The organism is Nitratireductor sp. B36, assembly GCF_020833685.1.
In the GTDB taxonomy this organism is placed as follows: domain Bacteria; phylum Pseudomonadota; class Alphaproteobacteria; order Rhizobiales; family Rhizobiaceae; genus Nitratireductor.
In genome coordinates, this window is sequence record NZ_JACKZY010000003.1 from 279,201 (window position 1) to 302,549 (window position 23,349).

General features: G+C 60.3%; 23 protein-coding genes. 13 read left to right on the plus strand and 10 right to left on the minus strand.

Annotation, left to right across the window (positions count from 1 at the left end):
• Positions 1-77: 77 nt before the first annotated feature.
• From H7H48_RS13055 to H7H48_RS13075, 5 genes are all read left to right on the plus strand, one after another.
• Positions 78-575, plus strand: a complete 498-nt coding sequence (locus H7H48_RS13055; protein ID WP_229449500.1) for a hypothetical protein — start codon at positions 78-80, stop codon at positions 573-575.
• Positions 576-721: 146 nt separating this feature from the next.
• Positions 722-997, plus strand: a complete 276-nt coding sequence (locus H7H48_RS13060; protein ID WP_223022149.1) for an acyl carrier protein — start codon at positions 722-724, stop codon at positions 995-997.
• Positions 998-2,212, plus strand: coding sequence for a beta-ketoacyl synthase (locus H7H48_RS13065; protein WP_229449501.1), 1,215 nt, complete (start codon positions 998-1,000; stop codon positions 2,210-2,212).
• 140 nt (positions 2,213-2,352) lie between these two features.
• A complete protein-coding gene (locus H7H48_RS13070) occupies positions 2,353-3,609 on the plus strand; it encodes an imelysin family protein (protein WP_229449502.1) in 1,257 nt (418 codons plus the stop codon).
• Positions 3,610-3,667: 58 nt separating this feature from the next.
• Positions 3,668-5,188, plus strand: coding sequence for a di-heme oxidoredictase family protein (locus H7H48_RS13075; RefSeq protein ID WP_229449503.1), 1,521 nt, complete (start codon positions 3,668-3,670; stop codon positions 5,186-5,188).
• Here the strand turns inward: H7H48_RS13075 and H7H48_RS13080 are convergent.
• Positions 5,185-5,976, minus strand: coding sequence for a GntR family transcriptional regulator (locus tag H7H48_RS13080; protein WP_229449504.1), 792 nt, complete (start codon positions 5,974-5,976; stop codon positions 5,185-5,187). The genes H7H48_RS13075 and H7H48_RS13080 overlap by 4 nt on opposite strands.
• A gap of 243 nt (positions 5,977-6,219) precedes the next feature.
• Here H7H48_RS13080 and H7H48_RS13085 point away from each other — a divergent pair, with 243 nt between their 5' ends.
• From H7H48_RS13085 to H7H48_RS13095, 3 genes are all read left to right on the plus strand, one after another.
• Positions 6,220-7,110: an N-acetylmuramic acid 6-phosphate etherase gene (locus H7H48_RS13085; protein ID WP_229449505.1), complete on the plus strand. Its 891-nt coding sequence runs from the start codon at positions 6,220-6,222 to the stop codon at positions 7,108-7,110.
• 38 nt (positions 7,111-7,148) lie between these two features.
• On the plus strand, positions 7,149-8,180 hold the full coding sequence (locus H7H48_RS13090; protein ID WP_229449506.1) for an SIS domain-containing protein: 1,032 nt from the start codon (positions 7,149-7,151) through the stop codon (positions 8,178-8,180).
• Positions 8,181-8,274: 94 nt separating this feature from the next.
• Complete coding sequence (locus H7H48_RS13095) at positions 8,275-8,916, plus strand: LysE family translocator (protein ID WP_229449507.1); 642 nt, start codon at positions 8,275-8,277, stop codon at positions 8,914-8,916.
• Between the two features lie 12 nt (positions 8,917-8,928).
• On the opposite strand, the gene rlmN is transcribed toward H7H48_RS13095, so the two are convergent.
• The 4 genes from rlmN to H7H48_RS13115 all read right to left on the minus strand — a co-directional run bounded on the left by rlmN (position 8,929) and on the right by H7H48_RS13115 (position 11,760).
• A complete protein-coding gene (gene rlmN, locus H7H48_RS13100) occupies positions 8,929-10,155 on the minus strand; it encodes a 23S rRNA (adenine(2503)-C(2))-methyltransferase RlmN (protein WP_229449508.1) in 1,227 nt (408 codons plus the stop codon).
• Between the two features lie 138 nt (positions 10,156-10,293).
• Entirely contained in the window at positions 10,294-10,794 is a 501-nt protein-coding gene (locus H7H48_RS13105; protein WP_229449509.1) for an invasion associated locus B family protein, read from the minus strand.
• A 216-nt stretch (positions 10,795-11,010) separates the two neighbouring features.
• Positions 11,011-11,391 carry a YkvA family protein gene (locus tag H7H48_RS13110; protein ID WP_229449510.1) on the minus strand — a complete coding sequence of 127 codons (381 nt, stop codon included), beginning with the start codon at positions 11,389-11,391 and terminating at the stop codon, positions 11,011-11,013.
• A gap of 72 nt (positions 11,392-11,463) precedes the next feature.
• The gene (locus H7H48_RS13115; protein WP_229449511.1) at positions 11,464-11,760 is read right to left on the minus strand and encodes a 4a-hydroxytetrahydrobiopterin dehydratase; all 297 of its coding nucleotides are present in this window, start codon (positions 11,758-11,760) and stop codon (positions 11,464-11,466) included.
• Positions 11,761-11,818: 58 nt separating this feature from the next.
• On the opposite strand from H7H48_RS13115, the gene H7H48_RS13120 reads away from it, so the two are divergent.
• On the plus strand, positions 11,819-12,292 hold the full coding sequence (locus H7H48_RS13120; RefSeq protein WP_229449512.1) for a low molecular weight protein-tyrosine-phosphatase: 474 nt from the start codon (positions 11,819-11,821) through the stop codon (positions 12,290-12,292).
• On the opposite strand, the gene thpR is transcribed toward H7H48_RS13120, so the two are convergent.
• A complete protein-coding gene (gene thpR, locus H7H48_RS13125) occupies positions 12,241-12,840 on the minus strand; it encodes an RNA 2',3'-cyclic phosphodiesterase (protein WP_229449513.1) in 600 nt (199 codons plus the stop codon). The genes H7H48_RS13120 and thpR overlap by 52 nt on opposite strands.
• Before the next feature lie 79 nt (positions 12,841-12,919).
• On the minus strand, positions 12,920-13,591 hold the full coding sequence (locus H7H48_RS13130) for an arylesterase (protein ID WP_229449514.1): 672 nt from the start codon (positions 13,589-13,591) through the stop codon (positions 12,920-12,922).
• A gap of 80 nt (positions 13,592-13,671) precedes the next feature.
• Between H7H48_RS13130 and H7H48_RS13135 the strand changes: the two genes are divergently transcribed.
• The 4 genes from H7H48_RS13135 to H7H48_RS13150 all read left to right on the plus strand — a co-directional run bounded on the left by H7H48_RS13135 (position 13,672) and on the right by H7H48_RS13150 (position 18,546).
• Positions 13,672-14,373, plus strand: a complete 702-nt coding sequence (locus H7H48_RS13135; protein ID WP_229449515.1) for an ATP-binding cassette domain-containing protein — start codon at positions 13,672-13,674, stop codon at positions 14,371-14,373.
• Entirely contained in the window at positions 14,370-16,943 is a 2,574-nt protein-coding gene (locus H7H48_RS13140; protein ID WP_370633380.1) for an ABC transporter permease, read from the plus strand. Before H7H48_RS13135 ends, H7H48_RS13140 begins: the two co-directional genes overlap by 4 nt.
• Positions 16,944-17,146: 203 nt before the next feature.
• Positions 17,147-17,887, plus strand: coding sequence for a Bax inhibitor-1/YccA family protein (locus H7H48_RS13145; RefSeq protein WP_007010679.1), 741 nt, complete (start codon positions 17,147-17,149; stop codon positions 17,885-17,887).
• 86 nt (positions 17,888-17,973) lie between these two features.
• Positions 17,974-18,546 carry a GNAT family N-acetyltransferase gene (locus H7H48_RS13150; protein ID WP_229449516.1) on the plus strand — a complete coding sequence of 191 codons (573 nt, stop codon included), beginning with the start codon at positions 17,974-17,976 and terminating at the stop codon, positions 18,544-18,546.
• Positions 18,547-18,553: 7 nt separating this feature from the next.
• Here H7H48_RS13150 and H7H48_RS13155 read toward each other — a convergent pair whose 3' ends face one another.
• The 3 genes from H7H48_RS13155 to acnA form a co-directional block, all read right to left on the minus strand.
• Positions 18,554-18,937, minus strand: a complete 384-nt coding sequence (locus H7H48_RS13155; protein ID WP_229449517.1) for a DUF2794 domain-containing protein — start codon at positions 18,935-18,937, stop codon at positions 18,554-18,556.
• A gap of 526 nt (positions 18,938-19,463) precedes the next feature.
• A complete protein-coding gene (locus H7H48_RS13160; protein ID WP_229449518.1) occupies positions 19,464-20,228 on the minus strand; it encodes a thioredoxin family protein in 765 nt (254 codons plus the stop codon).
• Positions 20,229-20,401: 173 nt separating this feature from the next.
• On the minus strand, positions 20,402-23,098 hold the full coding sequence (gene acnA / locus H7H48_RS13165) for an aconitate hydratase AcnA (RefSeq protein ID WP_229449519.1): 2,697 nt from the start codon (positions 23,096-23,098) through the stop codon (positions 20,402-20,404).
• Between the last annotated feature and the right edge of the window lie 251 nt (positions 23,099-23,349).

Here is a 23,349-nt window from a genome sequence, read left to right on the forward strand (position 1 = left end):
GAACCTGCACGGCGGTGTGCCCGTTGCCTTCCGTGGCAGAACATGTTTTCTGCGCGACGACGAGACGGGATTGAACCATGAATTTGAGCATCATGGCTCGGCCGACAACGGGCGAAGCCAGAATTCACTTGATTACCGCTGTGGCGCTCGTGGCGGCGTTTGTCCTGCAGACTCCGCTTTTCGCACAAGGCTTGCAGCGGGAAGAAGCGATCGACGCAATCGTCGGCTCCGAGGTGAAAACCGAGGAGGTGGAAGCGGAGTCGGCGAGCAGCCGCATTTTGGCGGCGATAGACGCCACTGCCGCGAATGCCGAGCGGGTGCGCAAGACCTTCTCGCTCGACGAAATTGACATTGTTTTTCTTCCAGATCTGGAAGAAAAGGATAGCCGCATTTCCTCCGCCATTGCCGAGAACGAAGAGCAGATAGCGATGTTGCGGGAAGCCATAGAGGGAAGTGCCCTCTTTTTTCACGCCGTCGATTCGCGCTCCATCCCGTTGAGGGATGTGGTTGCCCTGGAATATGCCGAACGCGGTGGGGTGACGATCTTCGTGAAGGGTGGTGCCAACGGAAACTGACTGTGCGGCATCGGCGGATATGCACCACATACACTTGCCGCACGCCGCGCTTTGGTTTCTTATGGCTCCAAATTGTTGAGAGTAAAGCGCGGACGCCTTGCCCATGGCATCCCAGCCAGCGCAAAAGTGGTCCGAGGAGATGGTTCATGAATGCTGAAGCCAGTTTGAGCACCGATGAAATCGGCAAGACAATCCTGGAAAAGATCAAGACGCATGCACAGGATGATGTCGAGACCATCACGCTGGACACGCCCCTGGCTGATCTCGGCATTCACTCTCTCGAGCTCACCGAGATCATTTTTGATGTGGAAGATGAGTTCAACATCGAAGTCGAGATGAACACGGCTGAGGCCTGGGAGAGCATGGAGACGGTGAAAGATATTGTCGCCGCCGTTCGCGAACTGGTGGATGCCAAAAAATAAATGACAGCGCCGCGCATCGTCATAACCGGCATCGGCGGCATCTGTGCGCTTGGAACCGACGTCCCGTCCATCTGGTCTTCAATGCAGGCCGGGCGACAGGCTATCGGGCCGATAACCACTGCTCCGCTTCATGAACTGAAAGTTCGGATAGGCGCTGAAATCAAGGAATTGCCCGAGCACGGGATTGACCGCAAGCGGCTTGTGACAATGGACCGATTCAGCCTTCTTGCGGCGATTTCCGCGCAGGAGGCTCTCGCGCAGTCGGGTTTTGCGGTGAATGACGGGAACACACATCGCGTGGGCGCTGTGGTCGGCACGGGAGTTTGCGGCTGGGAAGCCATCGAAGACAGCTACCGCGCCATCCTTCTGGAAGGAAAACCGCGTACCGGCATTTTTACCGTTCCGCGCGTAATGCCAGGCGCCGCCGCCGGACAGGTCAGCATGACACTTGGTCTGCGTGGTCCTGTTTTTGGCGCCACATCCGCCTGTTCCTCGTCCAACCATGCGATATTGGCGGCTGCCGACCAAATCAGGCTCGGCCGTGCGGACGTGATGCTTGCTGGCGGTTCTGATGCGCCTCTCATTTACGGGATTCTGAAAGGGTGGGAAGCGCTGCGGGTTCTCGCGCCCGAGACCTGCCGCCCGTTTTCAGCCGATCGCAATGGTCTGGTGCTAGGGGAGGGCGCCGGCATCGCGGTGCTCGAAACACTGGAGCATGCTCAGGCGCGGGGTGCGAGAATTCTTGCCGAACTGGCCGGTGGCGGCATGTCGGCCGATGCCTCTGACATTGTGGCTCCCACGGTGGAGGGTCCGGTCTCAGCCCTGAAAGCGTGTCTGCACGAAGCCGGCCTTTCGGTCGAGGATGTGGATTACATCAACGCGCATGGCACCGGCACCAAAGCCAACGACAAGATCGAGACGGAGGCGATCAAGCGTGTGTTTGGAAAGCACGCGCCAAGGCTCTCCGTGTCTTCCACCAAGTCGATGCATGGGCATTGCCTCGGGGCATCCGGTGCCCTTGAACTGATCGCCGGTGTGATGGCAATCCAGGACGGGGTGGTGCCTCCCACCGCCGGCTATCGGGAAAACGACCCCGATTGCGATCTGGACGTGACGCCCAACGAGGCGCGCAAGCGAGACGTGCGTGTCGCTTTGAGCAACAGCTTTGCATTCGGCGGCACCAATGCAGTGATCGCGGTCAAGGCAATGGAGTAATGCCCGCAAAAGTGGCGTCGGGCTTGCCTTCATAAACCTGATAATCTAAATCCACATTATTTGGTGGCGGTTGTCGGCCGCTGTCCGGCAGCGTTTTCTTGCGCTGCCGGTGATCTGGATTGGACGAGAGGGGAAGTCACATGAAGCGTCGTTTACTCATCGGTACCGCACTCGCAGCCGTCATGGCCTCGCCGGCTGTTGCAGCCGAGCCGCAGGAGGTGGTTTCCACCTATGCAGACATTGCGCTGGCCACCTATGAAGACAGCCTTGAGACCGCGAAGACGCTGCGCGAAGCGGTGAACCGGCTGGTGGAGGCGCCGTCTGAAGAAACGATGGCAGCCGCCCGTGAAGCCTGGCTCGCGGCGCGTGTTCCCTACCAGCAGAGTGAGGCCTATCGCTTCGGCAATGCCATCGTCGATGAATGGGAAGGCAAGGTGAACGCCTGGCCGCTCGATGAGGGCCTGATCGACTATGTCGACGCCAGCTACGGCACGGAATCCGATGCCAACGAATTCTATACGGTCAATGTGGTCGCCAATGACAAGGTGAGCGCCGGCGGTACGGAGATCGATGTCTCCGAGATCACGCCCGAAGTGATCCAGTCGCTTCATGAGGTAGGCGGTATCGAGGCGAATGTGGCCACGGGCTACCATGCCATCGAGTTTCTCCTCTGGGGGCAGGATCTTAATGGAACGGATGCTGGCGCCGGAGCGCGGCCCTATACCGATTTTGATACGGCGAACTGCACCGGTGACAATTGTGACCGCCGTGGACAGTATCTTCAGGCCGCTGCCGATCTCCTGGTCACAGATCTGGAAGAGATGGTGGCCAATTGGCAGACCGACGGTGAGGCGCGCGCGGAGGTGACGGCTGACCCGAAGGCCGGCCTGACCGCCATGCTGACGGGGCTCGGATCGCTTTCCTATGGCGAACTGGCCGGTGAGCGCATGAAGCTGGGACTGCTTTTGAACGATCCCGAAGAGGAGCATGACTGCTTCTCCGACAACACGCACAACAGTCATTATTATGATCTCGTCGGCATCCGGAATGTCTATTTCGGTTCCTATGAGCGCGTGGATGGCTCCAAGGTCGAAGGTCCGAGCCTTGCGGACCTGGTGTCGGAGAAGGACCCGGCGCTGGCGGAGGAGATGAAGGCGAAACTCGACGCGACCCTGGAAGCGATGACGGCGATGAAGGAACGCGCCGAGGGCGGCGAAGCCTATGACCAGATGATCGGCCAGGGGAACGAGGAAGGGAATGCGGTCGTGCAGGCGGCTATCGACGGTCTTGTAGACCAGACCCGTTCCCTTGAACGGGTGGTTGTGGCGCTCGACCTTTCGGGGATCGAGCTTGAAGGCTCTGACAGTCTCGACAATCCAGACGCTGTTTTTGAGTGACACCAATTCTGCACCGGGCCGCTTGTCGGCCCGGTGTCCGTTTGTATAGACCCTTTCCATGAGCATTTCTGTCCGCGCCGCGCTTCTGACCGGCCTGTTTTCTCTCGTGGCGTTGTTCGCTCAAGCGGATAACCTGTCACAAGGTGTCCGTGATGATCTGAGCGAGAAGGATCGCAAGCGGGTGGAAAAAGTGACCCGGCCCGCGATCACTTTTGACAAACCCGAACGTTTCGAACGCATGTCCGCCGGGGCAGCCACGTCGACGAAGCTGATTAATGCGGACGCGTTCTCGCACTCCTCGGCCAATCTGGAGTTTGCCGAACTGGAGCGCTTCCTGCTCGGCAACGGTCTTTTCCGCAAGGACTGGGTTTCCTCGCCGTCGTCAACGCAGGCCTCGGACGGGCTTGGACCGCTGTTCAACGCGCGGGCCTGCCAGTCGTGCCATATCAAGGACGGGCGCGGTCATGCGCCGGCGCGGCCGGAGGATGCGGCGGTGTCGCTGCTCGTGCGCCTGTCCGTTCCAGCGAACGATGAGCAGGAAGCGGCGATTGCAGACGGTCGTTTGCCGGCGGCACCTGACCCTGTTTACGGGTTGCAGCTTCAGGACCATGCGGTGGCCGGGCTCAATCCCGAGGGTCGCGTCGCGCTTACCTATGAGGACGTGCCCGTGGCGCTTTCCGGGGGCGAGACGGTCACACTGCGCAAGCCGACGCTTCGGGTCGCCGATCCCGGTTTCGGCCCGATGCGCGATGATCTGATGATGTCGGCGCGCGTCGCGCCGCCTATGATCGGGCTCGGTCTTCTGGAAAGCGTGCATGAGGCCGACATTCTCGCCTGGGCCGACCCCGACGATGAAGACGGCGACGGCATTTCCGGACGCGCGGCAAGAGTGCGCGATGCGGAGGGCCGTTGGAAGCTGGGCCGCTTCGGCTGGAAGGCCATCGCGCCCACCATCGCCGAACAGACCGCAGACGCGTTTTCCGGCGATATGGGGCTTTCGACCCCGCTTGCGCCGGACCATTGGGGTGACTGCACCGAGGCGCAGACCGAATGCCGGGCCCTGCCGCATGGCGCGCAGGAGCGACTGGGCGCCGAGGAGGTGCCGGAAGACCTGTTGAACCTCGTGACCTTCTATTCGAGCCACCTCGCCGTACCCGCGCGGCGTGATGTGGACGACGCTGCGGTGCTTGCCGGGAAGAAGGTCTTTTACGAGAGCGGCTGTGCCTCGTGCCATCGGCCGAAATATGTGACCCGGCTCGATGTGGACGATCCGGCCCTGCGCTTCCAGCTGATCTGGCCGTATACCGACATGCTGCTGCATGACATGGGCGAGGGGCTGGCCGATGGTCGCGGCGAGGGGCTGGCCGATGGCTATGAATGGCGCACGCCGCCGCTCTGGGGCATCGGCCTTACCGCGACGGTGAATGCGGAAGCGACCTTCCTGCATGACGGTCGTGCGCGAACACTGCTTGAGGCCATTCTCTGGCACGGCGGCGAGGCGCAGGCGGCGCGTGATCGCGTGGTCGAGATGGCAAAGCAGGATCGGGACAATCTGATCCGTTTCCTGGAATCGCTTTAAGTTTCCCGGTGCAGATTGAGTTCGGCGACGAAGTCAAACCGATCACCTTTGAAGTGGGAGCGGGTGAACTCCACCACGCGCCCTTCGACCGTGCGGGATATGCGTTCCAGAAAAAGGGCTGGCTCTCCGGCCTCGGCTTCGAGAAGGCGCGCTTCGAACTCCGGCAGGGCACAGGCATGCATGCGCTGCAACGCCTTGTGCGGCCGCGCCCCGGCTGATGCCATGGATTCGTAGAGCGAGGTCCCCAGGGCCGAAAGGTCCGGCAGAAGGTCTGCCGGCACGATGGCCAGCTCGACCGCAAGCGGCAGGGCATCGGCAAGACGCAGGCGATGCAGGCGCAGAACGCGATCGCCGGGCGAGAGACCGAGCGTCATGGCCTCCTGTGCCGAAGGGCTTGCATATTCGCGCGCCAGCCAGCGTGTTTGGGGCTTGCGGCCGTAGGACAGCATATCCTCCGTGAAGCTGGTGATCGCTGCCAGCGGCTGCTCGAAACGCTCGACCGGTGCGAGAACATAGGTGCCCGAGCCCCGGCGCTGTTCCAGAACACCCTCGCGCACCAGAAGCTCGATGCCACGTCGCACCGTGACGCGCGAAAGACCGGTTATTTCAGCCAGGAGACGCTCTGAGGGCAGTGCTGCGCCGGTAGCCAGAACCATGCTCTCAACCACCTGTCGCAGTGCATTGGCGAGCCGGATGTATCGCGGCGTGGCGTCTGCCGCGCCCGACTGGATCTCCCGGGCGAGCAAAGTGCCAAGGTCTTCCTTCGGTCCCGGAAGAGCGTTTGTCATCGTTCAGTCAGGCTCGCTGAGAAAAGTGGTATATAATTTGTGAGTCCAATTATGAATGGGACGAACAAGCTTTGCAAGAAATTCGGAGGAGTTTAGCGCTGTCATACCGCGTAAACAGCTTCAAAATTTGCCCAACGAGATTTTTTCGGTGCGGGAATGGATTTTTTCGGCAATGACGGTATAAGCTATTTGGTATTAAATTGGTCTAGAGAACGCAGGCGTTTTGCAATCTGAGAGCCGTCGATGAGAACTTCAACTGAAACAGCAAGCCAGGCGTATCGTGACATTGAGCGGTTTTCGACCGCGGATATGCTGAGCGCCATGCTTGATGGTCAGCGGGCCGCCGTGGATGCGGTCGCTGCCGCCCTCCCGGCGCTGGAAGGGGCTGTCGAAGCCGCGGCGCAGCGTCTGGGGAACCCCAAGAGCCGTCTCATCTATGTGGGGGCTGGCACTTCAGGCCGTGTGGCGATGCTGGATGCGGTGGAGCTTTACCCTACCTTTGGCTGGCCTGAGGAACGCAGTCTCTTTCTGCTGGCCGGCGGCAGCATCAGCGTGGCTGAAGCGCGTGAAAGCGCCGAAGATGATGAGGTCGCGGGCCGAGACGAGATTGACGCGCTGGCTTGCGGGCCTCTCGATGTGGTGGTGGGGCTCGCCGCGAGCGGAAGCACGCCCTATACGCTTGCGGCAATCGAGACCGCGAAGGCGCGCGGGGCGCTGACCATCGGTATCGCCAACAATCCCGGTACTGCGCTTCTGGAACGTGCTGATTGCGCGGTGCTCCTGGAAACGGGAGCAGAGGTGCTTGCCGGCTCTACGCGTATGGCGGCCGGCACGAGCCAGAAGATCGCAGTCAACCTCTTCTCCACAGCGGTCATGATGCGGCTTGGCAAGGTCTATCGCGGCCGCATGGTGGATATGAAGCCATCGAACAAGAAGCTGGTGCGTCGCGCCGTCGAAATGCTCATGCAGGTGGAGGGGTGTGATGAAGCGTCGGCGCGCGCCGCGCTCGAGAAAACGAACTTTCATGTAAAGCCGGCGGTTCTCGTCGTGCGGGGGCTCTCGCCCGAGGAAGCGCGCGCCACGCTCGATCGCAACGGTGATGATTTGCATCGTGCAATTGCGGCACTGGGCTGAATGACGTCACACTCTTTTATCAACCACGGAACACCGAAATGACAGATACGCCTTCCCTGATGTTTCAGGAAACCGCTGAGGCCGCCGAGGCGGTAGACCGGCTTTTTGCGCATGAGGCAAAGACCTTCGCCGAACTTGGCCGGGTGATTGCCGAGCGCGGGCCCGCCGTGGTGAGCATGTCGGCGCGGGGCTCGTCGGATCATGCCGCGAGCTTCTTCAAATATCTGTTCGAGATCCACACGGGCATTCCCGTGGCCTCCATCGGCCCTTCGGTGGCCTCCGTCTATGATGCGTCGCTAAAGCTGGAGCGCGCGCTTCACATCACGATTTCCCAATCCGGCGGGAGTCCTGACATCGTTGCCGCGCAGGCATCGGCCAAGAAGGGCGGCGCGGTGACGCTCGCTGTGGTCAACGTGGCCGACAGCCCGCTTGCGAAGGCGGCCGACATCGTCTTGCCGATCCATGCCGGACCGGAGCGGAGCGTCGCGGCGACCAAGAGCTTCATCGCATCTGCAGCAGCACTTGCCGGTGTCACGCAGGCAGCCTCGGGCGATGCAGCGCTCAAGGACGCGCTCGGTCGGTTGCCCGGGGCGCTGGCCGCCGCCTGCGACGTGGACTGGGAGCCGGCGCTGCCACTCCTGACAAATGCCGGGTCGATCTACACTGCCGGTCGTGGGCCGGGCTTCGCCATCGCGCTGGAAGCGGCCCTAAAGGCAAAAGAGACGGCTCAGCTTCATGCGGAAGCCTTCTCCCTCGCCGAGCTGATGCACGGGCCCATGCAGCTGGTCGACAAGGGCTTTCCCATTCTAGCCTTTGTGCCGGAAGACGCAGCGCTTGCTTCAAGCGCGCAGTCACTCGAAAAGCTGCGCGGCTTCGGTGCGCAGATTGCGAGCTTCTCTTCGCGCGATCTCGGAGAATGCACCATCAGAACGCCGTCCACCGGCCATGGCCAGGTGGACCCGCTGGTCTCGCTCGTCGGTTACTATCGCCTGATCGAGCGGGTCGCGCGGGAGCGTGGGCTCAATCCGGATACACCGGACAAGCTCAAGAAGGTGACGGAAACAATCTGAAGCCTGCACCAGTGGTCTGCCAAATGTGCCGCTGGCGTGAGCTTTGATCCTGCGTTAGCTTCCGGCAGATCAACGCCGTGCCGGAAGCACTTCCATGACCTTCATTCCCGACTCCGCCACCATTCTCCAGTTTGCCCTCGCCACCTTCGTGATCTCGATCACGCCGGGTCCGGATATGACGTTGTTCGTCGGCCGGGCGCTGAGCCAGGGCAGGGCGGCCGGCTTCGCCTGCATGTTCGGTGCGATGACCGGGATCATGATCCACACGGCGCTTGTGGCGCTGGGGCTCTCGGCGCTGATCGTCGCTTCGCCCGAGGCATTCCTTGCGCTCAAGGTGTTCGGTGCGGGCTATCTGATCTGGCTGGCCATTCAGGCGATCCGCAAAGGCTCCGCCTTCTCGCCGGAGAAGAAGGGCGGGGCGGGGCGGTCGCTCTTGAAGAACTGGGCCACGGGGCTCGGCATCAATCTTCTGAACCCGAAGATCATCCTGTTCTTCATGACATTTCTGCCGCAGTTCGTGTCGGCCAGCGATCCGCACGCCCCGGGCAAGCTGTTCTTTCTTGGGCTTCTGTTCATTCCGCTGGCGCTGCCCATCGTCGCGCCGATGGTGATCGCGGCAGACAGTTTTTCCAAGCTTCTGAAGAAGAGCCCGCGTGTCACCCGCGTGGTCGACTATCTGTTCGCAGGCGTTTTCTCCGCCTTCGCGCTGAAGATCCTGACAGCGCAGGCGCGGTGAGCCAGAATTGCCCTATTCGCCGTGGCCGGCGATCATCATGGCTTCCAGCTTCAGCCGGTCGGCCTTCTTCATCCGCTCCGATGCGGATTTGAGCTGACCGCAGGCGGCCAGGATGTCGCGCCCGCGCGGGGTGCGGATGGGCGAGGCGTATCCGGCCTTGTTGACCAGATCCGCAAACTCCTCGATCTGCTCCCAGTCGGAGCATTCATAGTCGCTGCCCGGCCATGGATTGAAGGGGATCAGGTTGATCTTGGCAGGGATGCCCTTCAGAAGCCGCACCAGTTCGCGGGCATCGTCGAGCGAGTCGTTGACACCCTTCAGCATCACATACTCAAACGTGATGCGCCGCGCGTTCGAGAGGCCCGGATAGGCGCGGCAGGCGTCGAACAGCTCCTTCAGCGGATACTTTTTGTTGATCGGCACCAGCTCGTTGCGCAGCTCATCGCGCACGGCGTGCAGCGAGATCGCCAGCATGACGCCGATTTCCTCGCCGGTGCGATAGATTTCCGGAACCACGCCGGAGGTTGAAAGCGTGATACGACGCTTGGAGAGAGAAAGGCCTTCGCCATCGGAGGCGATGAGAAGCGCCTGCTTCACATTCTCGAAATTGTAGAGCGGCTCGCCCATGCCCATCATGACGATGTTGGTGACCTTGCGGCCTTCCGCCGGCACGATGGCCCCGTCGGGTGTGTCGGCATCGGGAAAATCGCCGAGGCGATCGCGCGCGACGAGAAGCTGGTCGAGAATTTCGCCCGGTGTCAGGTTGCGCACCAGCTTTTGTGTGCCGGTGTGGCAGAAGGTGCAGGTAAGCGTGCAGCCTACCTGGCTGGAGATGCACAGCGTGCCACGGCCTTCCTCGGGAATGTAGACCGTTTCCACATCCACCGGGCGACCCGCGCCGCGTGCTGGAAAGCGCATCAGCCACTTGCAGGTGCCGTCCTTCGAAATCTGCTCTTCGATGATTTCCGGACGGGCAATGGTGAAATGTGCGTCGAGCTTTGCCCGCAGGTCCTTCGAGATGTTGAACATCTGCGAGAAATCGGAAACGCCGCGAACATAGAGCCAGTGCCAGAGCTGGCGCACGCGCATGCGTGTCTGCCGCTCCGGCACGCCCAGTGAAAGCAGCGCTTCTGCCAGTTCGTCACGCGAAAGGCCGATCAACGATTGCTTTTCGGTTTTCGTGGCGGGGCGCAGGTCAGCGCGCCCCTCGGGCGTCGATAGATCGAGTGTCAGTGCCATGGCGTTCTTGAAGTGCGTTGCGGGCAGCGCCTTGCGGATTCGTCTCTCGAATTCAGCGGATGCCCTTCATTCGCCGCGCTCATAGCACGCCTGAAGGCTGCCGTCACCTGTTGCGGCCGGCAGCCGCTTCTACGATGGCTATTTGCAGTTCTGGGTGGCGTTGATCGCAGCAGTGACGCCGCTCAGCGAGAATGTGTAGCTGGTGTCGTTGCCGCGGCCAGATTTCGCTGCAACCTTCATGTCTGAACCGCCCTTCATCGCCGCGATTAACTGCGGCTCTTCAGCTGCGTTCTCAAGCCATGCGGACTTGCCCTGTGTGAACATGGTGAAGCTCTTGTTGCCCACCGTGACAATCACCTTGGAATTGGTCTGGAAATTGTAGGCAGCGATGAACTGCGGTTCGGAGGCCACGTTCTGACCGGGCTTCTGGCTGACGAAGAAGAATATATCGCCATGATCGAGGCTGGCCGGTTGCTTTTCCTTTGGCACGCTCATGGCGTAGCACACCTTGCCGTTTCCGGACTGGTAGCTGTAGACGCCCCAGTCGCGATGCTGTCCCACCGCCGTTGCCTGGGCCAGCGCGGGGCTTGCCGCCGCCATTCCGCAAATGAGCATCAGTGTCGAAATCAGTACGCGCATCGTCTTGACCGTCTTTTTTTGCCAGTGTTTGGAGACCGGCTGGTCCCTCTAGATCACTTCATTTTTATTTAATCTGGGTTACCAAAGCGTGAAGCAAATCGACGGATTCTTCATGCGGTCAACCCCGATATCCGTTGCCGCGAAAGAAATGCGCCAACGTCCGAACACCCCTTCACCAGCGGTTGAAACGAATGAAAGAGGCAAGAATTTGACTGGCTAGCTGTCGCGGGTCGTTTCGGCGAGGGCTCGTCTGGCCGCGAGACGATGCGCCGGTGTGATGTGCCGGCGGACAGCGTTCAAGGCGGCTGCCAGTACGGCGATGTCATCCGTAAAGCCGAAACCAAGCAGAAAGTCCGGCACCACGTCGAGTGGAAGCACAAAATAAGCCAAGGCAGCGAGGAGCAGGCCGCGCACCTTCGGTGGGGTGTCGTTATCGAGCGCGCAGTAATATCCCGCTACCAGATCCTCCATGAAGGGCACCTGACGTGCCGCCTTCTTCACCGTGCGCCAGAATTTCGCACGTACGCGCTCTTCACGGTTCCGGTTTTCACGGGGACCGACCGGTTCCAGAATTTCCCCGATTTTCACATCGTCCATAGTGTGCTCCTGCTGATGAAGATGTGGGAATCAGCCGGCGAAATTCAATGTTTGCGCGGAATCCAACCAAAATCAGCTCTTGGCAAATTCATCCATCGCCATGGCGAGCTTGAGATCAAGTTCAGTCACCCCACTTGCATCATGCGTGGAAAGACTGACATCGACGATCTTGTAGACATTCGACCAGTCCGGATGGTGGTTGAGTTTTTCGGCCATCAGCGCTGAGCGGGTCATGAAAGCGAATGCTTGGGAAAAATCAGCGAAGACGAAGCGCCGCTGGATGGAGTCCCCATCTTCTCCTAGATCCCATCCGTCGAGGGTTTTGAGCGCTTGTTCCAATGCAGCCGGATCGAGCTTTGCCCTTGCCATCGCGTCTCTCCATGGTATCGCCTGTTGGTGTCTTCATCGGGATGATAGCGCACCAGCCATGAACGCAAAGCCTCGTATCTCCATACTCTTCGTCTGCCTCGGCAATATCTGCCGCTCTCCACTCGCAGAGGGTGTCTTTCGCAGTGTCGTAACAGAGCATGGGCGAGCGGCGGATTTCATGATCGGTTCGGCTGGTACGGGCGCGTGGCACGTGGGCAACCCGCCAGACCCGCGTTCGATCGACATCGCCCGTAGATTCGGTGTCGATATTTCTCACCAGCGGGCACGACAGGTGGAAGCGGCGGATTTCAACCGCTACGATCTTCTCCTGGGCATGGACCGCAACAATGTACAAACACTGCGCCAGCGCGCTGCAGGCGGGACGCTCGGGAAGATTCACCTTTTTCTCGATTATGCGAACGACCGCGTCATCGATATCCCCGATCCTTATTATGGAGGCGAGGACGGCTTTGCGTCGGTTTACCAGATGATCCGTGAGGCTTCTGAAGCGCTGCTTTCGAAGTTCGACTGACGATCATACTCCGCGCCCACCAGTGGCCAGGTCTCCTCAATGATGTACGGGCCACCCCCAAAGGAAGCGCGCGACGACATCAGTACAAAACGGCCTATGGAGAAGGGTACCGAGGCAAAGTTGCCGCGGGCGGAAAGATAGCCTGCCACATCGCGCGGATTGGAATTTTTAAGGCGGGCCAGGGTGACGTGCGGCGTAAATTTTCTGGGATCCGGTGGCAAGCGTAAGCGCCGGCAGATGCCATCTATTTCTCCCTGTAGTGCGTAGAGGTCGGGCGAGGCAGACACACCGGCCCAGATGGAGTGCGGTTTTTTCTGTCCGAATGCCCCCACACCGGAAAGTTTCATCGTGAAGGCTGGCCGTCGAACCCTATCGAGCGCATTGGCGATCTCGTCTGCCGTATGACCTTCAACGTCACCGAAGAACCGCAATGTCAGATGATAGTTTTCGACATCGATCCAACGAGCTCCTGGGAGGCCCCCGCGGAGAAGTGACAACGACAAGGCGGCGTCACGCGGGATCTCGAGGGCGGTGAAAAGTCGCGGCATGGCAACCTCCTCGAATCGCAGTGTCGATTACAGCGAATCACCGATTGCCATCGTGAGCAAGCGGTTTCTTCATCAAGTTTTACGCGCCTTCTTGGGATCGCTCATCGAGCACTTTGCGAAAGGTGGGCAGAATACGCTCCACCATGCGTTCTACGCCCTGGGCATTGGGGTGCATGCCGTCTTCCAGAAGAAGAGACGGCTCGGCGGCCACCCCGTCGAGAAAGAACGGGATCAGCGGGATTTCGTGTTTCTCCGCCAGCCGCTCATAGAGCGGGTTGAAGGCGGCGGCGTAATCTTCACCGAGATTGGGTGCTGCCAGCATGCCAGCCAGGATCACCTGCTGCCCGCGTTCCTTCAGTGTGGCGATCATCCGGTCGAGATTTTGTTCGGTGGATGCGGGTGGAATGCCACGCAGCATGTCGTTGGCGCCGAGTTCCAGAAGCACAATGTCCGCCTCTTCGGGAACAGACCATTCAAGACGAGAGAGCCCGCCGCTCGTCGTATCGCCGGACACGCCTGCATTGGCGATGGAGATATCATAGCCCTCAGCCTTGAGCGCGTTTTCGAGCTGTTCAGGGAAACCCTCGTCCGGCCCAAGATTGTAGCCCGCCATGAGGCTATCGCCGAAGCCAACAATCTGGATGGTTTCGGCACGCGCGGCGACGCATATGGAAAGCGCCAGAATGAGTGCTGCAGCAGCCGATGAAATTTTTGTGAACTGACCGACAGGACGAAAGAATTTGAATGCCATGCGGGATAACCCATATTTGCCAAAACCGTGCAGTGGTCCGATTCCAGCGTCGCTTTCTCCCAATATAGGATGTCTTTTCCGTGACAGAAGCCGTGATCGAACTTGAGAACGTGTCGCTTACACTGGGTGAGGGTGCCTCCTCGGTGCATGTTCTCAAAGGTGTCAGCCTCTCCGTCGAGCGGGGGCGTTCCACGGCGATCGTCGGTCCGTCCGGTTCGGGCAAGTCCACGCTGCTGATGGTGATCGCGGGCCTGGAGCGCGTCGATGAGGGTATCGTGCGCGTTGGCGGGACGCAGATCAACGGGCTGAGCGAAGATGCGATTGCTGCCTTTCGCGGCCGTTCGATCGGCATCGTTTTCCAGTCCTTTCACCTCATTCCCAACATGACGGCGCTGGAGAACGTCGCCGTGCCGCTGGAACTGGCCGGGCACGCCGATCCGTTTGGCGCAGCCGAGGAGGAACTGGCGGCTGTCGGCCTTTCGCAGCGCCTGACACATTATCCGGGAGAACTCTCGGGCGGTGAACAGCAGCGCGTGGCTATTGCTCGTGCGTTGGCGCCGGGGCCGGCGATCCTGATCGCCGATGAGCCGACCGGAAATCTCGACCAGGCAACCGGCAGGCAGATTTCGGACATGCTTTTCGCCAAGGCAAGGGAACGCGGCACCTCCTTGGTGCTTGTCACCCACGATCCGGCTCTTGCCGCTCGCTGTGAGCGTCAGGTGGCGATGCGCTCCGGCCGTATCGAGCAGGACGCTGCCTTGGAGAAGGCTGCGATGGCATGAGTGCGGGCAGCACACGTTCGACCGGCATGAGTTTTGGCCGCATGATCGGTCTGGCGATCCGCTTCTCGCTGCGAGAGATGCGGGGTGGACTTTCCGGCTTCTTCATCTTCCTGGCCTGCATCGCGCTGGGTGTGGGCGCCATTGGCGGTGTCAATTCGGTCGCCACCGCCATTACCGAAGCTGTGGAAGCGGAAGGCCAGTCGTTGCTGGCCGCCGATCTGCGCTTTGAATTGAACCAGCGGCGCGCCAGCGAAGCTGAGCAAACCTTTTTGTCGGATCTGGGGGATGTGGCCGAGAGCGCGAATATGCGTTCCATGGCACGGCTTGCCGACGGTTCGGACCAGACACTGGTGGAGGTTAAGGCCGTCGATGCGCTCTATCCGCTTTATGGGGCGCGGGTGACGGAGCCGCAGCTCTCGCATGACGCGCTCTTTGAAAAAATCAATGGCGCCTATGGGGCGGCGGCACCGGATTTGCTCTTCGAACGTCTGGGTCTTGGCATTGGCGACCGTATCATGCTGGGCAGCGAGACCATCGAGCTTCGCGCTGTTCTTGTCACGGAGCCGGATGCCGTGTCCGACGGGTTCGGTTTTGCCCCACGGCTGATGATTTCGCTGGATGCGCTTCAGGCGACCGGGCTCATTCAGCCGGGCAGTCTCGTCGAGCACGTCTACAAGGTGCGGCTCGATGGCGAAGAGAGCGACCTGGAAACCGTGCAGGCACGCGCCGCAGCGGAGTTTCCGGAGGCCGGATGGAGCATCCGTACCCGCAGCAATGCGGCCCCATCTCTTTCACGCAATATCGAGCGGTTCTCGCAGTTTCTCACTCTGGTGGGGCTGACAGCTCTTGTCGTCGGGGGCGTGGGTGTGGCGAATGCGGTGCGCGCCTATCTCGACAGCAAGCGTGCCGTGATCGCGACCTTCAAGAGCCTTGGCGCTTCGGGTGGGTTCGTCTTTACCGTCTATCTCGTGCAGATATTGATGATCGCCGGCATCGGTATTCTTGCCGGCCTCGCGATTGGCGCGCTGATGCCGTTCGGCGCGTCGGCGGTTCTGGCGAGTGTCCTGCCGGTTCCCGCGACGGGTGGGTTCTATCCGGCTGCGCTTTTTGTGGCCGCGCTGTTCGGCGTCATGATCACGCTCGTGTTTGCGCTGATGCCGCTTGGCCGGGCGCGTGATGTGCCGGCGACAGCGCTGTTCCGCGAAATGGGTGTCGACGGACGTGGCTGGCCGCGACCAGTCTATATCACCCGTTCGGTAGCTATCGCGGCCGGCCTCGCCGGGTTCGCTGTCTGGTTCTCCGACGATCGGCGCATGGCGGCCATCTTTGTTGGTGCAACCGTGTTCGCGTTTATAGTTCTGAGGGTCGTGGCGCTTGGCATCGAGTGGTTGGCACGGCGCAGCCCGCGCGTCACGTCCACGCCGCTGCGCCTCGCTCTGGGCAACATCCACCGCCCAGGTGCGCTGACACCGTCCGTGGTCTTGTCATTGGGGCTCGGCCTCACCTTGCTCGCCACACTGGCGCTGATCGACGGCAATCTGCGACGGCAGATCACCGGTAATCTGCCGGAGGTCGCCCCGAACTTTTTCTTTGTCGACATCCAGAGCGGCGAGGTGGAGGCCTTTGCCGATCTGGTCAAACAGGAAGCGCCAGACGGAAAGCTCATTCAGGTGCCGATGCTTCGTGGGCGCATCACCGCGCTCAACGATGTCAATGTGCGGGACATGGAGATTCCGCCGGAGGGTGGCTGGGTGCTGCGGGGCGACCGTGGCATTACCTATGCCCGCAACGCGCCGGAGAACACCACACTGACACAAGGGGATTGGTGGCCGGCTGATTATGACGGTGAGCCGCTCGTGTCCTTCACGGCGGAAGAAGGTGGAGAGCTTGGTCTCAAGATTGGCGACACGATCACCGTCAATGTGCTTGGTCGCGAGGTCACGGCCCGGATAGCCAATTTCCGCGCCGTAGAATGGGAATCGCTGGCCATCAACTTCGTGATGGTGTTTTCGCCCAACACCTTTGCCGGCGCACCCCACGCCTGGCTGGCGACGCTTACGGATGCAAACGCCACGCAGGCCGACGAATCGAAGATCCTCAACGCTGTCACCCGCTCCTTCCCGACGGTGACCACCGTGCGGGTGAAGGATGCTCTCGATGTGGTGAACCGGCTTGTAGAGCAATTGGCCACGGCGATCCGTGCGGCAGCCGCCGTCGCGCTGATTGCTTCGGTTCTCGTGCTTTCCGGTGCACTGGCGGCTGGCAACCGGGCGCGGGTGCATGATGCTGTGGTTCTGAAGACCCTTGGCGCCACGCGGCGTACCCTGATCGCCGCTTTCTCGCTCGAATATCTGCTGATCGGGCTTGCGACTGCGGTGTTCGCGCTGCTGGCCGGCGGGGTTGCTGCCTGGTTTGTGGTGGCAAAGGTCATGGGCCTGCCCTCAAGCTTCCTGCCGGAGGTGGCGTTCACCACCGTTGTGGTGGCGCTGGTGATGACGGTTGGCTTCGGCCTGATCGGCACATGGCGGGTTCTCGGACACAAGGCCGCACCGGTTCTGCGCAATTTGTGAGCGTGAAAAACGGTTAACCCTCCGGCGCGGACAGGCGCGATTCCGCCCGCGAACTGTTGCCGCAGGCGCGTTTCCGGTGCGAAGAGGTCTTGTCCTGAACACAAACTGACATCATATTTGATCTACGCATGCTGGTATCCCGCCAGCGGCGCACGGTCTTTCAGGCCGTCACCGGACGGGATTTAAGCCAGAAAGGGGTAATTATGGCTGACCTTCGTAACTATCAGGCCCGCGCAACGCCCGGCGTGCGCGCGGACGCGGCCATCGACGAGGGCCTGCGCGCCTATATGATCCGCGTCTACAACCTTATGGCGCTCGGCCTGGCGATCACCGGCCTTGCAGCGTTTGGCGCGTTCAACCTTGCCATTGCCGACGGCCAGCTCACGGCTTTCGGCCAGCTCATCTATGCCAGCGCCTTCCGCTGGGTTGTCATTCTTGCACCGCTTGCGCTGGTGTTCTTCCTGAGCTTCCGCATTCAAAACATGAGCGTGGGAGCGGCGCAGACAACCTTCTGGGTCTATTCAGCTCTGGTGGGGCTGTCGCTTTCGACGGTCTTCCTCGTTTTCACGGGTGAAAGCATCGTCCGTACGTTCTTCATCACCGCCGCTTCGTTCGGCGCACTGTCGCTCTGGGGTTACACGACCAAGCGTGACCTTTCGGGCATGGGGTCGTTCCTGTTCATGGGTCTGATCGGCATCATCATTGCCTCGATCGTGAACATCTTCCTCGGCTCGTCGGCGCTGCAGTTCGCCATTTCGGTGATCGGTGTGCTGGTGTTCGCCGGCCTTACGGCCTACGACACCCAGCAGATCAAGGAGATGTATTACGAGGGCGACGACGCCACCGTATCCGGTCGCAAGGCGATCATGGGCGCTCTGCGTCTCTATCTTGACTTCATCAACCTGTTCATGTTCCTGCTGCAGTTCCTCGGTAATCGCGAGTAGTGCACACCGACACTGAAACAGTGTTAAGTAAGGGCGGCTTCCGAGCCGCCCTTTTCTTTTGCCGCCACAAGCCTTGTCGAGTTTCCATGACAGCCACCATTCGCCCTGTTCATCCGGATGATGTTCCCGCGATTACCCGAATCTATGCTCATGCCGTGTCGAAAGGGACAGCCAGCTATGAGCTGGAACCGCCTGGCGAGGCCGAGATGCGCGAACGCATGGATGCGCTTGTGGGAAATGGTTATCCCTATATCGTTGTCGAGGAGGGAAACAATATTCTCGGCTATGCTTATGCGGGACCGTTTCGCGCGCGGCGGGCTTATCGTTTCATGGTCGAGGATTCGGTCTACCTCGCGCCCGAAGCCCAGGGGCGTGGGCTGGGTCGGCTCTTGCTCCAGGCTCTGGTGGATGCGTGCGAGCAGTGCGGATTCCGTCAGATTGTCGCCGTCATTGGCGACGGCTCGCCGCAAAGCGCTTCGGTGAAATTGCATCGCTCCATGGGGTTTCGCGATGCCGGCATGCTTCGCGGCAGTGGCTATAAACATGAGCGCTGGCTCGATACGGTGTTTATGCAGCGCGCGCTGAATGAAGGTGACGATAGGCCACCTGATCCCAATTCCGTCCCCGAACGCTTGTTCCGGGGAGAGAGATTGTCCTGATGTCGCGTCAGGTAACGAGTTTCAGCTTCTTGTCGAACACCGCCAAGACACGCGCCAATTCGTGTCCGCGTTTCAGGATTGCACCGGTCGCCGCAATGACACTGTAGGCACCTTGCTTTCGTGTCAGCTTAGGGTCTTTGACGATCTGAAAAAGCGGCACTTCGCTGGTCCGCCTGAATACGGAGAACACGGCCCGGTCCTTCAGATGGTCGATGGCATAGTCCCGCCATTCGCCCGCGGCAACCATGTGGCCATAAATGCGTAGGATCTGATCCAGTTCGCGCCGCTCGAAGGTTACGGGAAGGTCCGAACGTGCCCTGCGTGCCTCGTGCAGCGGGATCAGTATTCCGGACCCGTCCCTATCCTCCCCGGCGCTGCCGTAATCGGTCATCGGCTGTACCTCATGACGATTTGGTGACAATGGAAGGTTCGCCTGCCATAGGCCGAATTGCAAGCCCGCATTGCCTCAATCCATATTTCACCACCCGCATGAGACTGCGAGGGCTGTCATCCTTCTTGATGGCATGAACATCAGAGTGGTTACATCCGTGCACATCTTTTGCCGACGTATGTGTTCGAGCTCTGCAACCCTCATTTCTTAGCCGGTAGTCACAAATCGGGACCGATTGTCGGAATTGGTGATGGCTTGCCTTTTTCTTGCCGCAATTTGTTCAAGCTCACGCCCCATTGTGCCGCAACGATCCCAACGTTGCCTGAGACGGTTCGGTCCGGACACGGATCCCGAAAACCCCAAGCCCCCCCGCCCTCGGGGTCATGACCGGATCGAACCAACTCTCGGACGCCCGAGCGAGGCAACGGTCCCAAAGGAATACAGCCGGTGCTGAATGAGTCAGCACCGGTTTTTCTTTTGGGACCAGCTCCTCGGACATTGGGGTTCGAGGGGGGTCGAGCGGGTGTTATGGGTTGAGGGCAATGGCTCCAAGTATGGCGCCAGGCAAACCGTTCTCATCGACCCGTTGGAGCAACAAGGCGCAGCCATTGCCCTTCTGGATCAGTTCCGATCTGGGCATCTCGAAATTCTTCGCGGCGCCGTCCCACATGCCGATGGTCTGGATCCGGTTGACCGCGTTTCGATACTCGATAGTGCGTCCGCGATTCTCCCCGGCCCGAATCTCCACTGTGGTTCTCGGTGTATAGTCGACAAAGACGAGATGCGCGCTGAGGTCTTCACCATCAAGGCCTTCGGGCAATGCGCCGACGCTTACGATTATGCTGTCACCTCTGTCCTCTAAAGACAGATCCACCTGAAGCCCCGCCGCGGTGCCCGCCAGCGCTTCAAGGGTCGACACCACCTTGGTTCGGTTGGCGCCGTTCATGTCTTGGCGCCCATTGACGATAGCCTGAGGTGTATAAACCGAACTCTTCTGAAGAGTACCTGCGTATTTCCTCTGCCGTTCAGAGTTGGCCGGGTGCGCCAATGCGTCTCGCCAACCCAGGTAATCCCAATAATCGACATGATAGGCAAGGGCGACCACATCTTCTCGGGAGGCGAGCTCGTCAAGAACCGCGTCCGCTGGAGGGCACGAGTTGCAGCCCTGACTCGTAAAGAGTTCTACCACGCCAATTGGGCGAACCGTGTTTTCGGCTCCCGCAGGACCGATAAGGGCGAGAAAGCCTAAAGCCAGGGCAAGGATATGGCCTGGTGTCCAGAGCCGGAACATACGCTCTCCGTTTGGAATGTGAAGCGAACATTGCTTTGATTCAGAACTATAGGAGCGAGCGTACCTCAACAAGAAGTCACGTTCAGGTGAGCCGATTAACTGAGCGCCTTGAACTCAAAAAAAACCGCCGGCGTCTCCACCGGCGGTCTGATCAGTGTGTTTGCGTGGCCCTATCAGGCGGCCAGGTCGCGCAGCACGTATTGCAGGATGCCACCGTTCTTGAAGTACTCAAGCTCATCCAGCGTGTCGATGCGGCACAGAAGAGGAACCTCCTTGACCGAACCGTCGGCAAAGGTGATTTTCGCGTTCACGGTTGCACGCGGCTTGATGGTCTCGAGCCCGTCGATGGTGACGGTCTCATCGCCCTTCAGGCCGAGCTTTGCCCAGCTCGTTCCTTCGTCGGCAAAGACGAAAGGAATGACGCCCATGCCCACCAGATTGGAGCGGTGGATGCGCTCGTAGCTTTCTGCGATGACGGCGCGGACACCGAGCAGGTTGGTGCCCTTGGCAGCCCAGTCGCGGGAAGAACCGTTGCCGTATTCGCCACCAGCGAAAACCACCAGCGGAACACCTTCCTTGCGATATTCCATGGCTGCGTCGTAGATCGACATCTCCTCCTTGGAGGGATAGTGGATCGTGTAGCCGCCTTCGGTACCGTTTTCGCCCAGCATGTGGTTGCGGATGCGGATGTTGGCGAAGGTGCCGCGCATCATCACCTCATGGTTGCCGCGCCGTGTGCCGTACTGGTTGAAGTCGGCCACGCCCACGCCATTGTCCATCAGGTATTTGCCGGCTGGGGACTGCGCCTTGATGGAACCGGCCGGTGAAATGTGGTCGGTGGTGATCTTGTCGCCGAACAGGCCGAGAATGCGCGCATTCTTGATGTCGCTCACATCGCCAGTCGTCTTCTTCATGCCGACAAAGTAGGGCGGGTTCTGCACATAGGTCGACTTGTCGTCCCATGCATAGGTCTCGCCTTCCGGCACCTGCACGGCCTGCCAGTTTTCGTCGCCCTTGAAGACCTCGGCATATTTCTTCTCGAAGAGATCGCGGGTGACGTTCTTCTGGATGAATTCCTGGATCTCTTGGTTGGAGGGCCAGATGTCCTTCAGATAGACGTCGTTGCCGTCCTTGTCCTGACCGATCGGTTCCTTGGTCAGATCCTTGGTCACCGAACCGGCGAGCGCATAGGCGACCACCAGCGGCGGTGAGGCCAGGTAGTTGGCCTGCACATCCGGCGAGATGCGGCCTTCGAAGTTGCGGTTGCCGGAGAGAACGCCGGCAGCGATCAGGCCCTTGTCGTTGATGGTCTTGGAGACCGGGGCCGGAAGCGGGCCGGAGTTGCCGATGCAGGTCGTGCAGCCGAAGCCGACTAGGTTGAAGCCGATCTGGTCGAGCTCCTTCTGCAGGCCGGAATTCTCCAGATACTCGGCAACCACCTGCGAGCCCGGAGCAAGTGACGTCTTAACCCACGGCTTCTGCTTGAGGCCCAGGCGATTGGCGTTGCGGGCCAGCAGGCCGGCGCCGATCAGCACGCTCGGGTTCGAGGTGTTGGTGCAGGACGTGATGGCGGCAATCGCCACGTCGCCATGGCCAAGATCGTAATCCTCGCCCTCAACCTGCCAGCGCTGTTCCAGCGTGGACGGATCCTTCTTGTATTCCTTCTCGAGCGATTCGGCGAAGCCGGATGCGATGTTCTCGAGCGGGATGCGGCCTTCCGGACGTTTCGGGCCGGCCATCGAGGGAACCACGTCGCCAAGGTCGAGCTCGAGCGTGTCGGTGAAGACCGGATGCTCGGTGCCCGTCTCGCGAAACATGCCCTGCGCCTTGCAGTAGGCTTCCACCAGCGCGATGCGCTCCTTGGAACGGCCGGAGACATTGAGATAGTTCAGCGTTTCCGAATCAACCGGGAAGAAGCCGCAGGTCGCGCCGTATTCCGGGCCCATATTGCCGATCGTTGCGGCGTCGGCCAGTGTCAGATGGTCGAGGCCCTCGCCGAAGAACTCGACGAACTTGCCGACCACGCCCTTCTTGCGCAGCATCTGCACGACGGTGAGCACCAGATCGGTGGCCGTCACGCCTTCTTTCAGCTTGCCGGTGAGCTTGAAGCCGATAACTTCCGGCAGGAGCATGGAGATCGGCTGGCCGAGCATGGCCGCTTCCGCCTCGATGCCGCCAACGCCCCAGCCAAGCACGCCGAGACCATTGATCATGGTCGTGTGCGAATCGGTGCCGACGCAGGTGTCAGGATAGGCAATCGTCTTGCCGTCCTCATCCTTCGTCCAGACGGTCTGGCCAAGATATTCGAGGTTCACCTGGTGGCAGATGCCGGTGCCGGGCGGAACGACGCGGAAGTTCTTGAACGCCTTCTGACCCCATTTGAGGAAGCGATAGCGCTCGCCATTGCGCTGGTATTCCAGCTCCACATTGCGCGCGAAGGCCTTCGGCGTGCCGAACTCATCGACAATAACCGAGTGGTCGATAACGAGGTCAACCGGAACAAGTGGGTTGATCTTCTGCGGGTCACCGCCGAGCGAAACCATGGCATCGCGCATGGCAGCCAGATCCACCACGGCGGGAACACCGGTGAAATCCTGCATCAGCACGCGGGCCGGGCGGTAGGCGATCTCGTGACCGGCCGTGCCGCGGTCGTCGAGCCAAGCCGCGACCGCCTCGATGTCGGACTTGGTGACCGAGCGTCCGTCTTCGTTTCGCAGCAGGTTTTCAAGCAGCACCTTCATGGAGAAGGGCAGGCGGGAAATGCCTTCGAGACCGTTTTTCTCGGCCTCCTTGAGGTCGAAATAAACATATTCCGCATCCCCCACCTGGAGGGTGCGACGGCAATTGAAACTGTCTAGAGATTTGGTCACGGGCGATCCTATCCTGTTCTGCTATCCGAAACGGGAACGGACTCCTCGAGGCATCACGCGCAAAAGGTGCGGGTACGGTCATTTCCGCTGTCCGCCCCCAAGCGTCCCGGCCGTTCAAGGCGGCGCGCGCGCGGGTATCGGCACAAAGAGTTACACGCCGACCGCTGGCGTGGTTGAGGCGGATATAGAGAATTTTGTAGAAGAGTTCTAGAGTGAGAAATGGCAAATCTGCCATGTCGTAAAAAATTCAG

Bases quoted from the DNA above. Each gene is read 5' to 3' on its own strand.
- H7H48_RS13070 (WP_229449502.1), top strand. From the start codon at position 2,353: ATGAAGCGTCGTTTACTCATCGGTACCGCACTCGCAGCCGTCATGGCC.
- H7H48_RS13085 (WP_229449505.1), top strand. From the start codon at position 6,220: ATGAGAACTTCAACTGAAACAGCAAGCCAGGCGTATCGTGACATTGAG.
- H7H48_RS13060 (WP_223022149.1), top strand. From the start codon at position 722: ATGAATGCTGAAGCCAGTTTGAGCACCGATGAAATCGGCAAGACAATC.
- H7H48_RS13095 (WP_229449507.1), top strand. From the start codon at position 8,275: ATGACCTTCATTCCCGACTCCGCCACCATTCTCCAGTTTGCCCTCGCC.
- H7H48_RS13080 (WP_229449504.1), bottom strand. From the start codon at position 5,976: ATGACAAACGCTCTTCCGGGACCGAAGGAAGACCTTGGCACTTTGCTC.
- H7H48_RS13055 (WP_229449500.1), top strand. From the start codon at position 78: ATGAATTTGAGCATCATGGCTCGGCCGACAACGGGCGAAGCCAGAATT.
- rlmN (WP_229449508.1), bottom strand. From the start codon at position 10,155: ATGGCACTGACACTCGATCTATCGACGCCCGAGGGGCGCGCTGACCTG.
- H7H48_RS13110 (WP_229449510.1), bottom strand. From the start codon at position 11,391: ATGGACGATGTGAAAATCGGGGAAATTCTGGAACCGGTCGGTCCCCGT.
- H7H48_RS13105 (WP_229449509.1), bottom strand. From the start codon at position 10,794: ATGCGCGTACTGATTTCGACACTGATGCTCATTTGCGGAATGGCGGCG.
- H7H48_RS13140 (WP_370633380.1), top strand. From the start codon at position 14,370: ATGAGTGCGGGCAGCACACGTTCGACCGGCATGAGTTTTGGCCGCATG.
- H7H48_RS13075 (WP_229449503.1), top strand. From the start codon at position 3,668: ATGAGCATTTCTGTCCGCGCCGCGCTTCTGACCGGCCTGTTTTCTCTC.
- H7H48_RS13145 (WP_007010679.1), top strand. From the start codon at position 17,147: ATGGCTGACCTTCGTAACTATCAGGCCCGCGCAACGCCCGGCGTGCGC.
- H7H48_RS13155 (WP_229449517.1), bottom strand. From the start codon at position 18,937: ATGACCGATTACGGCAGCGCCGGGGAGGATAGGGACGGGTCCGGAATA.
- H7H48_RS13150 (WP_229449516.1), top strand. From the start codon at position 17,974: ATGACAGCCACCATTCGCCCTGTTCATCCGGATGATGTTCCCGCGATT.
- H7H48_RS13090 (WP_229449506.1), top strand. From the start codon at position 7,149: ATGACAGATACGCCTTCCCTGATGTTTCAGGAAACCGCTGAGGCCGCC.
- H7H48_RS13120 (WP_229449512.1), top strand. From the start codon at position 11,819: ATGAACGCAAAGCCTCGTATCTCCATACTCTTCGTCTGCCTCGGCAAT.
- H7H48_RS13115 (WP_229449511.1), bottom strand. From the start codon at position 11,760: ATGGCAAGGGCAAAGCTCGATCCGGCTGCATTGGAACAAGCGCTCAAA.
- thpR (WP_229449513.1), bottom strand. From the start codon at position 12,840: ATGCCGCGACTTTTCACCGCCCTCGAGATCCCGCGTGACGCCGCCTTG.
- H7H48_RS13065 (WP_229449501.1), top strand. From the start codon at position 998: ATGACAGCGCCGCGCATCGTCATAACCGGCATCGGCGGCATCTGTGCG.
- H7H48_RS13130 (WP_229449514.1), bottom strand. From the start codon at position 13,591: ATGGCATTCAAATTCTTTCGTCCTGTCGGTCAGTTCACAAAAATTTCA.
- H7H48_RS13160 (WP_229449518.1), bottom strand. From the start codon at position 20,228: ATGTTCCGGCTCTGGACACCAGGCCATATCCTTGCCCTGGCTTTAGGC.